The sequence below is a fragment of the Mycobacterium sp. IDUB_1 genome, assembly GCF_055419625.1.
Map to the genome: position 1 here is coordinate 351,726 of NZ_JBVAYA010000004.1, position 12,328 is coordinate 364,053.

A 12,328-nucleotide genomic window follows, 5' to 3' on the forward strand; every position below is an offset into this window, starting at 1 on the left:
CAGTCAGACGGCCAGCGGCAACGCATTGGCCACCGGCGTCAACGCCTCTGGCATCCCCGCCGCCGCTCGGATCTCTGCGAATGCAGCCAGCAGCGCATCGGTGGCTTCATGCGGGTCCTCGAGTGTGCGGTCGTCGGTGAGCACCGAGATGGACAACTGGTCGACGTAGCTCCACACCGTGATGTTCATGCCGCTGCCCGCGACGATGGGACCCACCGAATAGATCTCGCTGACCGTCGCACCGTGTATCACGCCGCGCTCGCGGGGACCCGGCACGTTGGAGATCGTCAGGTTCATCACCAGCGACGACTCGAGGCGCCGGGCCTGCTGTCGGAAGATGCGCGGCGTGGTCGCCGGGGGCAGGTACGACAGCCAGGACGGCAGCAGGGTGGGCCCGAGCAACCGATGGTTGTCCTTGGCGATTGCGGTCGCGGTGGCCGTCAGCCGCACCCGTTCCAGCGGATCTGCGACATGAACCGGCAAAGACGGTGTGATGTAGGTGAATTCGTTGCCCATCACCCGCGTGGGCGACGTGTCGACACTGACCGGCACGCCTGCGATGAGCGGCGCCTCGGCGGCCCCGTCGTAGCGCAGCTGCAGCCGACGCAGCGCACCCGCTGCTGTCGCGAGCACGATGTCGTTGAGTGTCACACCGAGGTGACGTGCCGTGTCTTTGACGTCGGCCAGGGCTAGTGGGGCGGTGGCGAACCGCCGCACCGGGGAGACGACGTGGTTCATGAACGTCGGCGGCGGGGCGAAGTTCCGCGCCAGATCGGGGTGGGGTCCGCGCTCGCGGGCGCTGCGCCGCACACGCACGACGCCCGCCGCGGTGTCACGCAGCAGCCCCGGCATTCTGCGCAGCCCACGCGCATGGTCACGGGCCGCGCCGCGCAACAGGTTGAGCGGGGCCGTCGAATCGGGTCGCGCCTGCGCCAACGCGCCGCGCACGTCAGGTTCTTCGGCCCCGAGCACCATCGCCATCTGGTTCGCTGAGGCCATCCCGTCGGCGAGCACGTGATGCACTTTGTGGATCACCGCGATCTTGTTGTCCGGCAACCCTTCTGCGACATACATCTCCCACAGCGGCCGAGTGCGATCCAGTGGGGTGCTGGCGATCTCACCGATCAACTCGTCGAGCTCGCGTCGCCCTCCCGGCGCACGGACGCGGGCCTGCCGAATGTGATAGTCCACATCGATCTCTGCGTTCTGCACCCACATCGGATGGTGCAGCTTGAACGGGATGTCGACGAGCTGGCACCGCAGCGGCGCGAGCGCGTGCAGCCGGGGCAGCGCCAGCCGTCGGAAGAGCTCGAAATCGTAGCCCGGCACCTGCGACACATCGAGCACGCCGATCTTGAGCGTGTGCATGTGGATCTCCGGCGTCTCGCTGTACAGCATCATGGCGTCCACACCGTTGAGCCGCTTCACTGCCCACCTCATCTCCGAACCGCGAAGACCGGCCCTCACCCGTGATCGCGTCGCCCGACCTGGTACCCATTCCACTCGATTTCGGCACCTCACGCTAACGTCACCGTCGATGACACGTGTCGAGAAAAGTTGGATTGCCGAGCTCTTGACCTTCGAGCGCCGCGACGGCGATGTGTTCGAGCTGATCGCGCCTGCTGCAGGCCCCGGAGTGAATCTCTTCGGCGGCATGATCGCCGCGCAGGCACTGGCCGCCGCGGGTGCCACGGTCGATTCGCGCAAGCTACCCCAGTCACTGCACCTCTACTTCGTCAGGGGCGGCAAGTACGGCCGGGCGGTCGAGTTCCGCGTCGAGCGCACCCGCGACGGTCGGTCCTTCGACACCCGTCGCGTCACCGCGGTGCAGCAGGGTGCGGTGATTCTGGAGATGATCGCCTCGTTCCACCTCCCCGAGCCGGGGGCCGACGAGCAACCCGCAACCGCGCCGGCGGTGGAACTCGGCGATGCCCACCGCAAAGTGGTGGGCATCGAGTTCGCCGACCGGTTCGACATCAGGACCGCCGCCGCCGACGACTCGCCGTTCCCGGTGCCTCCCTTCTGGATTCGCACGCACGCACAAATCGACGACGATCCCCTGCTACGTGCGTGCACGCTGGCGTTCCTGTCCGACTTCGGCCCGGTGCCTGCGGCGCGGCCGTCGGGAGTGACGCTCGTTGGGGGCACCAGCTTCGCGGCGAGCCTCGATCATTCGGTGTGGTTCCATCGGCCCTTCGTCCCGCATGACTGGCATCTCTACGACGTGATCCAGCGCAACCACAGCGACTCCCGCGGGCTCGTGATGGGATCGCTGTACGACCGCAACGGGGCACTGGTCGCGTCGACCACACAGGAAGCGCTGTGGCGTCCCTGACGTAACCGGCTCCGGCGGGGCACTGCCTTCGGTAGGTTCTACCGTCGTGCCGACGCTGACGAACCGCCAGATTGTGCTGCGCCGCCGACCACAGGGCCTGGTGGCCGCCGACGACACGGAACTCGTCGAGACCACCGCGCCCACACCCGCCGACGGTGAGGCGCTCGTGCGCACCACCTACGTCGGTATCGATGCCGCGGCGCGCACCTGGCTCGACGACCAGCCGAGCTATCTGCCGCCGGTGGCGCTCGGCGAGGTGATCCGCGCGGCGGGCATCGGTGTCGTCGTCGAATCCCGTTGTCCCGCATACTCTGTCGGCGATATCGTGACCACACTGACCGGCTTCTCGGAGTACACGATCGTGCGCGACGACCTGTTCACCACGCCGGTGCCGGGTCCGGGCGATCAGGTCGACCAGCGCGCGGTGATGTCTCTCTACGGGCCGACGGGCGCCACCGCGTACTTCGGGATGACAGGTATCGGCAGGCCCACACCCGGCGAGACCGTCGTGGTGTCAGCCGCAGGCGGGGCGACCGGTTCGGTGGCGGGCCAGATCGCCCGCATCGCCGGGGCCCGGGTGGTGGGCATCGCCGGCGGACCCGAGAAGTGCCGTGCCGTGGTCGAGGACTTCGGGTTCGACGCCTGCATCGACTACCGCACCGACGATCTGCCCGCGGCGCTGCGCACGCACTGCCCGCGCGGCGTCGACGTGTACTTCGACAACGTCGGCGGCCCCATCCTCGACGCGGTGCTCGGCAGGCTCGCCCACAAGGCGCGCGTGGTCCTGTGCGGGGTCATCTCCAGCTATCTGACCGGTGACCATCCGGGCCCGGCCAACTACGTCAACCTGCTCGCCAAGACGGCACTGATGCAGGGCTTCAACGCCCTCGACGAGTGGGGCCGTTTCGACGAGGCGTTCGCCGCGCTGCGCCGCTGGGACGCCGACGGTCTGCTGGTGCATCGCGAGCACGTCTACGAAGGCATCGAGGCGTGTGTCGACGCGCTCAACGGGTTGTTCACCGGCGCCAACATCGGCAAGACCCTGGTCCGCATCTGACCACGCTCGCGAGCGTCAGCCTTCCGCCGCCAGTTGACCGCAGGCCGCGGCGATCTCGCGACCCCGCGTATCGCGCACGGTGCACGAGACCCCGCGCTCACGGACGCGGCGCACGAACTCCCGCTCCGCGGGTTTCGGGCTGGCATCCCACTTGCTGCCCGGCGTCGGGTTGAGCGGGATCAGGTTCACGTGCACCAGCGGGCCCAGCGCCCCGTGCAGCTTCTTGCCGAGCAGGTCGGCACGCCACGGCTGGTCGTTGACGTCGCGTATCAGCGCGTACTCGATCGACACCCGGCGTCCGGTCGTGTCGGCGTAGTAACGCGCGGCGTCGAGAGCCTCGCTGACCTTCCACCGGTTGTTCACCGGCACCAGCGTGTCGCGCAGCTCGTCGTCAGGGGCGTGCAGTGACAGCGCCAGTGTGACGTTGAGCTTCTCGTCGGCGAGTTTGCGGATCGCCGGGGCCAGCCCGACGGTCGACACGGTCACCGACCGCGCGGAGATGCCGAAGCCCTGCGGCGGCGGGGCGGTGATCCGCCGGACCGCGGCGACGACACGGTTGTAGTTGGCCAGCGGCTCGCCCATGCCCATGAACACGATGTTGGACAACCGCGAGCCGTCCCGATCTCGCAGCTCGGCGGCTGCGGAACGCACCTGCTCGAGAATTTCGGCGGTCGACAGGTTGCGCTTGAGGCCGCCCTGGCCGGTGGCGCAGAACGGGCACGCCATTCCGCAGCCCGCCTGAGACGAGATGCACACGGTGTTGCGGTCGGGATAGCGCATCAGCACCGACTCGAACGTCGTCTGATCGACCGCCCGCCACAGCACCTTGCGGGTCTCCCCCGCATCGCATTCGATCTCCCGGGCCGCCGCGAACAGCGTCGGGAACAGCGCCTGGCCCACCTGTTCACGCACCGCGGCCGGCAGGTCGGTCATTTCCGTCGGGTCGGCGATCAGCCGGCCGTAGTACTGATTGGCCAGCTGTTTTCCGCGAAACGCGGGCAGGCCCAGCTCGGCGGCCGCGGCAGCTCGTCCGTCGTCGTCGAGATCGGCGAAGTGCCGCGGCGGCATCGCGCGGCGCGGGGCATCGAAGACGAGGGGCAGCGGAGCCCCGGCAGAACCAGACATGACTGCAACCAGTATCTCAGGCCAGCAGGGTCAGAACGATCCATCCGGCCACCGCCGACGGCAGCATCGCGTCGATGCGGTCCATCAGACCGCCGTGGCCAGGCAGCAGCGTACCCATGTCCTTGATGCCGAGATCACGCTTGATCTGCGATTCCACCAGGTCACCGAGCACTCCGGTGATCACCAGCATCAACCCCAGCGGGACACCGACCCACGCGGGCTTGCCGAGCAGGAACGTGACCGAGAACACCGCCGCGGCCGTGCCGAACACGAGCGATCCGCCCAGACCCTCCCACGACTTCTTCGGGCTGATCGCGGGTGCCATCAGGTGCTTGCCGAACAGAACTCCCGCGACATATCCGCCGATATCGGCGAACACCACCGTGGCGATCACCGTGAAGACGCGCACGCCGCCGTCGTCGGCGAAGATCAGCAGCGCGGTGAACGCCGCGAACATCGGCACCCAGGTGGCCAGCAGCACCGTCGCCGCCATGTCGCGCAGGTAGTTGACCGGTTGACTGTTCAGGCCCTGCCCCAGCAGGCGCCACACCATGGCGACCACGATCGTGCCGGCATAGCCGCCGAGCAGTCCCGCCATGTCGAACGGCCACGTCAGCCAGATCATTGCCTGACCGCCGACCAGCAGCGGCACGGCAGGAAGCACGTACCCGTGCTCACGGAGGCGGCGGATCACCTCGTGGGTCGCGATCGCAATGGCCACGGCCAGCAGCGGGAGCCACCATATCGGCGCGAACAGCAACGTGCCAATCGCCATCGCGCCCAATAGGACGCCCACCGCGATGGCCGCCGGCAGGTTGCGCCCGGCGCGGGACTTCTTCTGGGTCGGCGGCGGATCGACCGGCTTGTCTGCCACGGGAGTCGGTTGCTGATCGGTCACGTCAGACCTCCAGCAACTCACCTTCTTTGTGTTTGACCAGTTCGTCGATCTGACCCGTGTACTGCGCGGTGGTCTTGTCGAGGTCCTTCTCCGCGCGGGTGACGTCGTCCTCGCCGGCGTCGCCGTCCTTCTTGATACGGCTCAGCTCCTCCATCGCCTTGCGACGGATGTTGCGCACCGAGACCTTCGCGTCCTCACCCTTGGCCTTGGCCTGCTTGACCAGGTCGCGGCGGCGCTCCTCGGTCAGCTGGGGAATCGAGACGCGGATGACGTTGCCGTCGTTGGACGGGTTGACGCCCAGGTCGGAGTTTCGGATCGCGTCCTCGATGTTGCGCAGCTGGTTCGCCTCATAGGGCTTGATGACGACCAGCCGGGGCTCGGGGACGTTGATGCTCGACAGCTGCGTGATCGGGGTGGCGGAGCCGTAGTAGTCGATGCTGATCCGGTTGAACATGCCGGGGTTGGCCCGTCCGGTGCGGATCGACGCCAGGTCGTCCCGTGCCACCGACACGGCCTTCTCCATCTTCTCCTCGGCATCGAAGAGCGTCTCGTCGATCACCTGTCACTTCTCCCGTCGCTTCGCTCGCTGATCACCTCGTTGGTCATGTGGTGGTGACCAGTGTGCCGATCTTCTCACCTGCGACGGCACGGGCGATATTCCCGTCGGTGAGCAGGTTGAACACCATGATCGGCATTCCGTTGTCCATACAGAGGCTGAACGCGGTCGCGTCGGCCACTTTGAGTCCGCGATCGATGACCTCGCGGTGCGTGATCGTCGTCAGCAGCTTGGCATCGGGATCGGTGCGCGGGTCGGCGGTGAACACCCCGTCGACGGCCTTGGCCATCAGCACCACGTCTGCCCTGATCTCCAGCGCACGCTGCGCGGCGGTGGTGTCGGTGGAGAAGTAGGGCAGCCCCATGCCGGCGCCGAAGATCACCACGCGGCCCTTCTCCAGGTGTCGCTGCGCGCGCAGCGGGATGTAGGGCTCGGCAACCTGACCCATGGTGATGGCGGTCTGCACCCGGGTCTGAATGCCTTCCTTCTCCAGGAAGTCCTGCAGCGCAAGGCTGTTCATCACGGTGCCGAGCATGCCCATGTAGTCGGAGCGGGTTCGCTCCATGCCGCGCTGCTGCAGTTGGGCGCCGCGGAAGAAGTTCCCGCCGCCGATCACGACCGCGACCTGGACCCCGCTGCGCACCACTTCGGCGATCTGGCGGGCGACGAGGGCGACGACGTCGGGGTCGAGACCGACCTGGCCGCCGCCGAACATCTCACCGCCCAGTTTGAGCAGTACGCGTCTGTAGGCGGGCCTGATCAACGATGTCGGGCCCCCGTTGGCTGTACTGTCCGCCATCCGACTCCTTCTCGCTTGCGCTTGGCCGCCCCCGAGAGTGCCGCAGACGGCTCCCCCATCCTGCCTCATCGCAGGCCGCACGCTTCGTTCAGGGGCGCCCGGGTGTGTCAGCCGGCGTGCGCGGTCAGCAGCCAAGCACCCACGGACTTGCGGCCGGGCGCCTCGTCGCGGATGTCGGCGCTCGCGAATCCCGCGAACTGCGCGGCGAAGGACTCCGGCACGTTGGCGTGGATGCGGGCTGGGCGGATGTCGTCGATCGTCCAGTACCGGGCCACGACTTCGCGCAGCTCCGGCTCGGTGACCGCGTTGACCGGGCCGCCCTCGGGCATCGCTGCGCGGTCGAAGACGAGCACGATGTACGTCGCCCCGGGTGCCGCGGCGCGCACGATCGACTGCTGGTAGCCGTCGCGAAGCTCCACCGGCATGGAGTGGAACAGCGTCGAGTCGATGATCGTGCCGAATCGGTCGTCGTATCCGGTGAACGCACTGATGTCGGCGACCTGGAAGGTGGCATTGGTCAGCCCACGGCGGGCGGCTTCGGCGCGTGCCAGCTCGACCGCCGTCGGCGACTGGTCGAGCCCAACGACGGTGACACCTCGTTCGGCGAGGTACATCGACACTGCTGCTTCACCGCATCCGGCGTCGAGGACGTCGCCGTGACAGATGCCGGCGTCGATCAGCGCGCGGATCTCCGGTTGCGGCTCACCGATGCTCCAGGGCGGCCGCACGCCCGCCATGTCGTCGGCTTCGCCGCGGTAGGCGGCGTCGAACATCGCGTCACTGGGATTCGTCATGCCATCCTTGGTATCAACGAGATTGATATGCGTCAAGATGGTTGACATGGGCGAGCGCGACGGCACCCCGCTGGGCTATCTGCTGCACCGGTTGGCGTCCGCATTACGCGCCGATGTGACGAGCGCGGTGCTCGAGCCCTTGAATCTGAGCTTCCCGCAGTACATCTGCTTGCGCCTGCTCTCGCGCCGGCCCGGTCAGTCCAACGCCGAGCTCGCCCGCGACGTGATGGTCTCTCCGCAGGCGATGAACATCGTGGTGCGCAGCCTGCAGGAGCGGGGGCTCGTCTCGAGGCCCGCCGCGGTCGCGACGGGACGGTCACTGCCCGCCGAGCTGACCCGTGAGGGGCGCGCGCTGCTCGCGCGCACCGACGACGGGATCAGGGGCGCCGAACAGCGGGTGCTGGGCCCGCTCTCGGAACGTGACCAGCGCGAGCTGCGCCGCATCCTCTCCGCACTGACCTGACCGCCTCCCCCACGAGCGGGCGTGTCTGCACGCCCACTCGCGGGGATGGTGTCAGGACTCCATCGCGCGCTCGGCCACCGGCAGCCCGCTGTGGCTCTGGTGGCACGCCTTCGGCGGTGACGGTGGCAGGTCGAGTGCCGGATTGCCGTCGAAGAATCCGATCGGCTTGAGGTGGAAGCCCGTATACGCGCACGGCATCACCGGCCAGTCCTCGGGCCGGACCACGTGATGTGCGCCCAGGGTGTACCAGAGCACGACGTCGGTGTTCTCCAGAGGCGCGTCATCGGCGACGAACTCCGGCAGGCCCTGCGCGTCCGCCGACTGGTACATGTAGTCACCCGCGGCGAACATCTCCTTGGGGTCGTAGCGCGTCACCCACAGGTTGTGCTGCACGAAACGCGCCCGGTCGTAGATGTAGGAGCCTTCCTGCACCATCACCGGCACGATGTCCTTGGGCACCAGCTTGTAGGCCACCGGACTACCGAGTTCGTTGACCTTCTCCGGATTGGTCACCTTCCAGTACCGGCCTGTCGACCAGTTCCAGTCGCGCGCACCGTCGGCCTCCGACTCCACCAGCGTGTCCTGCACGATCCACGCATTGTGGTGCGGATTGAGCTCCGGGTCCGGCTCGGGAATCGAATCCACCTCGTAGACACTGTTGTTCGGGCCGTCGACGCTCATGTCGAGCCGGAAGTTGAAGAAGTGCTGGTGATTCGGACCGTAGATGCCGGGCGCCACCATCTTGCCCCAGCGCGGCGTCTCCCCCTCCGGAACAGCTCCGGTTGTGAGCACGCCCGACAGCTTCACCTCGACCTCGATCGACGCGTCGTTGTACAGGTACCAGAAGAATCCGTACTCGTAGTTGCCCACGGTGCAGATCATCGAGATCACCAATCGGCGGGAGCGCCTGACCTCCACCTCCTCGGTGCGGAAATCGGTGTGCTTCCAGGAGATTCCGTAATCCTCCTCGTGCATGCAGATCGCGTTCGGGATCGTGACCGCGTTGCCCGCCGAATCGTTGACCGTCCCGTCGAAGTAGAAGATCTCGCCCAGGCAGTCACATCCGAGCGTCAGAGGGTTGGCGGAGAATCCCATCCCCACCTCGCCCATGTCGAAGACGTTCTTGTTCCAGTGCGTCGGCGAGGTGTCCCCGTAGGGCACAACCATTTCCGACAGCGATCCGCGGTAGAGAATCGGCCGGGTGACGCCCCGGTCGGTATAGGTCACCTCATGAAGTGTGACGCCCTCACGCGGATTGAACCCGATCCGCAGAGACCACTTCTGCCAGGTGACGTTCCAGCCGTCGACCGTGAAGCTCGGCCCCTCCGGCTGGGTGATCTCGATCGGCTTCACATCGTCACGGAACTGCGTGAACGCCGGCCTGTTGTTCTCGTCGAACATGAACTCCTCGGAGTAGTTGCCCGCCGTCGGAGGCAGTGGCACCACACCGTGGTCCTCGACGTCGAGCACCGTCATGGCGTCGAGGTCGAACGTGACGATCAGCCCCTCGACAGGGCGGGCGTACCCGTGCTCAGAAGGCGCAGCACGCATGAACGTCAACGGTCGGCAGATCAGCGCCGAGTTGTCGTAATGGTCTGCACTGCCGTAGTAGCCGGCCGGCCACGGATCGATCATGGCGAGGCTGAAGTCGGTGATGCCGCGTTTGCGCATCGCCTCCTGCCAGCGCGGGTCCTCGCGGACCTTCTCCTCCACCCCGGTCATGTGCTCGACGAGGTAGGACGGGAACCGCCCCGGCACGGGGGTCCACGACTCGATGAGGCGCGCGTCGAGGTTGACCACCGCCTCGTACACCATCTTGGCCGTCGAATCGTACATCGTGACGAACGCGCACCGCGGCACGTCGGCCTCCGCGAAGGTGAGCGTCTCGGTCTTCGCCGGTTCCGCCAGATAGATCATCACGAACTTCAGTGTCGGCGTGCCGTATTGGCTCGACCGCACGATGTCGGCGGCGGCTTCGATCTCGGCGCCGCTGAGCGGATCGAGGGGATATCGGTCAACCCCGGCAGCGTCCGTCTCCGGCGCGCGGGTGTCTTCCATCGTCATCAGACGGTACCTTCCGTTGTGTCCTTGTCGTTGAGGTCGAAGACGGCCAAGTGCGCCAACGAATCCTCCTTCGAGACCTTGTGCGCCGAACGTCGGCCGAACACGTAGACGGTCAGACCGAGTGCGAACATGCCCAGGCTGATGCCACCGACCCACGTCATCCAGGTCGACGACGGCACGTCGATCCACGGCGTGACGAACGAGTAGTAGACGCCGCCGATGGTGCCCACGGTGCCCACGACCACGGTGATCCACACACCGGCCATGCCGCCCGGAATGCGCCAGAACTGTTCATTGGCATAGCGATCCGCGTACTTGCGGCGCGCGATGATGACCGGGAACAGGAAGAAGAAGCCCGACAGCAACCACACGGTGGACAGGCCGCCCTGCAGATAGATCGTCACATTGGCCATGCTGCTCTGCGAGTACAAGCCGACCAGGATCAGCGACGAGATGACACCCTGGATCAGGATGGCGGTCACCGGATTACGGGTGCGGGGGTTGAGATGGGTGAACAGCCGCGGCAGGTGCCGCTCCAGGCCGGAGACGAAGATCAGCCGCGAGTACGCCACCTGGTAGGTCATCAGAGCGACGATGATGATGAACGCCAGCACGATCGCGCAGACCTCCATCAGGCCGGGGAAGCCGGCCACATCCAGCATGCCGATCACCCCGGTCACCGGATCGATCTCGTCGCCGGGCAGCGCCATCATGGTGCCGAGCGTGGTGAGCAGGTAGATCGCCACCAGAGCCGTCGAGCCCCACAGGATCATCTTCGGCCCGCTCTTGCGCACCGACAGGAACTCCGCACCCATGTTGTAGGGCGTCTCGACCCCGAGCAGGTACAGAAGCACTGTGCCGTAGAGGAATCCGGCGACCGCGAAGTTGGGGATGGTGGCCTCGGCCCAGCTGAACGGCGTGCCTGATCCGTTCTTGACGGCGAAGAGAAGCCCGCAGATGAAGATCGTCAACGTCAGGACGCCGTACACCACGAAGACGATGTTCATGATCTTCTGGTTGGCAGCGAGTTTCGCCAGCGCGAGCCCGATGACCGTCCACAGGATCACCAACTGCAAGATAATGCTGGTGGTCAAGCCGAGTTCGGCATGGAACGCCAGCAACAGGAACTGCAGCACCACTGCCGGCGAGGAGGCCGCGTTGAGGATCACCGGCACCCACGAAAGGTATCCGCCGATGAAGCCCCAGGTTTCGCCCATCGTTCGGGTGGCCCAGATGTACACACCACCCTGTCCGGGCCACAGGTTGCCCAGTTCCACGACCGCCATACCGGCCGGGATGAGGAATGTCAGGATGCCCAGCACCCACATCGGTATCGCGGTCCAACCACCCGCGGCCATCACCGACGATCCGGTGACCCAGCAGATGATGAACACGTAGGCAGCGGTCAGACCGAACGTCGTCATGACCTTGGGCAGGATCTGTTCGGGCACCAGCTCGGTGGTCATCAGGGCGTCGCGCTCGGCGTTACCCACCGCCTTGCCGGAGCCCGCCGCAGGTGCGGGTTCGGTTTGCGTCATAGGTTGTCTCCCAACTCAGTTGACGATCTGTCCGTCTCTCATTCGGACGACACGGCTCGCTTCGTCGGCCACCGTGGGGTCATGGGTGCTCGCGACGACGGTCACGCCCATCGTCGAGCAGAGTTCGCGAAGCATCCGCACGACGGTCTCTCCGGTGCGGTGGTCGAGGTTCGCGGTCGGTTCGTCGGCGAGCACCAGGGCCGGGTTGCTGATCAGCGACCGGGCGATCGCGGTGCGCTGCTGTTCGCCGCCCGACATCTTGGTCGGCTGGTGATGGATCCGGTGCCCGAGGCCGACCAGTTCGAGCAGATCGATGGCGCGCTGGCGTAGCGCGTCGCGGTCATAGGGTTCGAACATCAGCGGCAGTTCGACGTTTTCCACCGCCGACAAGAAGGGAATCAGGTTGTAGCTCTGGAAGATGAACCCGACTTTGTCGTGCCGTAGTGCGGCGAACTGACTCTCGGTCAGCGTCGCGGTGTCCTTGCCGGCGACGGTCACGGTTCCCTTGGTCGGCCTGTCGAGCCCGCCGATGATGTTGAGCAGCGTGGATTTTCCGCTTCCGCTGGGACCCATCAGGCACACGAATTCGCCGGGCATGACGGTGAGGTCAGCGGCCATCAGCGCCTTGACGACTTCGTCGCCGAGTTTGTGCAGTTTCCAGACGTCGGAGATCTCGATGACGGGGGCAGGTGCGGTCAT

The 12,328-nt window shown here is 66.5% G+C and carries 12 protein-coding genes; 3 read left to right on the forward strand and 9 right to left on the reverse strand.

Features of this window, described 5'->3' with window-relative positions:
- Window positions 1-3: 3 nt before the first annotated feature.
- The gene (locus tag ACZYYX_RS22655; RefSeq protein ID WP_463817189.1) at window positions 4-1,428 is read right to left on the reverse strand and encodes a WS/DGAT/MGAT family O-acyltransferase; all 1,425 of its coding nucleotides are present in this window, start codon (window positions 1,426-1,428) and stop codon (window positions 4-6) included.
- Between the two features lie 109 nt (window positions 1,429-1,537).
- On the opposite strand from ACZYYX_RS22655, the gene ACZYYX_RS22660 reads away from it, so the two are divergent.
- On the forward strand, window positions 1,538-2,335 hold the full coding sequence (locus tag ACZYYX_RS22660) for an acyl-CoA thioesterase (RefSeq protein ID WP_463816869.1): 798 nt from the start codon (window positions 1,538-1,540) through the stop codon (window positions 2,333-2,335).
- Window positions 2,336-2,381: 46 nt separating this feature from the next.
- Complete coding sequence (locus ACZYYX_RS22665; RefSeq protein ID WP_463816870.1) at window positions 2,382-3,392, forward strand: NADP-dependent oxidoreductase; 1,011 nt, start codon at window positions 2,382-2,384, stop codon at window positions 3,390-3,392.
- A gap of 15 nt (window positions 3,393-3,407) precedes the next feature.
- On the opposite strand, the gene rlmN is transcribed toward ACZYYX_RS22665, so the two are convergent.
- The 5 genes from rlmN to ACZYYX_RS22690 all read right to left on the reverse strand — a co-directional run bounded on the left by rlmN (window position 3,408) and on the right by ACZYYX_RS22690 (window position 7,564).
- The gene (gene rlmN / locus ACZYYX_RS22670) at window positions 3,408-4,517 is read right to left on the reverse strand and encodes a dual-specificity RNA methyltransferase RlmN (RefSeq protein ID WP_463816871.1); all 1,110 of its coding nucleotides are present in this window, start codon (window positions 4,515-4,517) and stop codon (window positions 3,408-3,410) included.
- A 16-nt stretch (window positions 4,518-4,533) separates the two neighbouring features.
- Window positions 4,534-5,415, reverse strand: a complete 882-nt coding sequence (locus tag ACZYYX_RS22675; RefSeq protein ID WP_463816872.1) for a phosphatidate cytidylyltransferase — start codon at window positions 5,413-5,415, stop codon at window positions 4,534-4,536.
- 1 nt (window position 5,416) lies between these two features.
- Window positions 5,417-5,974: a ribosome recycling factor gene (gene frr, locus ACZYYX_RS22680; protein ID WP_463816873.1), complete on the reverse strand. Its 558-nt coding sequence runs from the start codon at window positions 5,972-5,974 to the stop codon at window positions 5,417-5,419.
- A gap of 43 nt (window positions 5,975-6,017) precedes the next feature.
- Window positions 6,018-6,770, reverse strand: a complete 753-nt coding sequence (gene pyrH, locus ACZYYX_RS22685; RefSeq protein ID WP_463816874.1) for a UMP kinase — start codon at window positions 6,768-6,770, stop codon at window positions 6,018-6,020.
- Window positions 6,771-6,877: 107 nt separating this feature from the next.
- Window positions 6,878-7,564, reverse strand: a complete 687-nt coding sequence (locus tag ACZYYX_RS22690) for a class I SAM-dependent methyltransferase (RefSeq protein ID WP_463816875.1) — start codon at window positions 7,562-7,564, stop codon at window positions 6,878-6,880.
- Window positions 7,565-7,601: 37 nt separating this feature from the next.
- Between ACZYYX_RS22690 and ACZYYX_RS22695 the strand changes: the two genes are divergently transcribed.
- Entirely contained in the window at window positions 7,602-8,027 is a 426-nt protein-coding gene (locus ACZYYX_RS22695; RefSeq protein WP_463816877.1) for a MarR family winged helix-turn-helix transcriptional regulator, read from the forward strand.
- 51 nt (window positions 8,028-8,078) lie between these two features.
- Here the strand turns inward: ACZYYX_RS22695 and ACZYYX_RS22700 are convergent, their stop codons facing one another.
- The 3 genes from ACZYYX_RS22700 to ACZYYX_RS22710 are packed head-to-tail and all read right to left on the reverse strand — an operon-like array spanning window position 8,079 to window position 12,328.
- Window positions 8,079-10,091: a primary-amine oxidase gene (locus tag ACZYYX_RS22700; protein ID WP_463816878.1), complete on the reverse strand. Its 2,013-nt coding sequence runs from the start codon at window positions 10,089-10,091 to the stop codon at window positions 8,079-8,081.
- Window positions 10,091-11,629, reverse strand: coding sequence for an APC family permease (locus ACZYYX_RS22705; protein ID WP_463816879.1), 1,539 nt, complete (start codon window positions 11,627-11,629; stop codon window positions 10,091-10,093). The genes ACZYYX_RS22700 and ACZYYX_RS22705 overlap by 1 nt, the downstream gene beginning before the upstream one ends.
- Window positions 11,630-11,644: 15 nt before the next feature.
- Entirely contained in the window at window positions 11,645-12,328 is a 684-nt protein-coding gene (locus tag ACZYYX_RS22710) for an ABC transporter ATP-binding protein (protein ID WP_335333334.1), read from the reverse strand.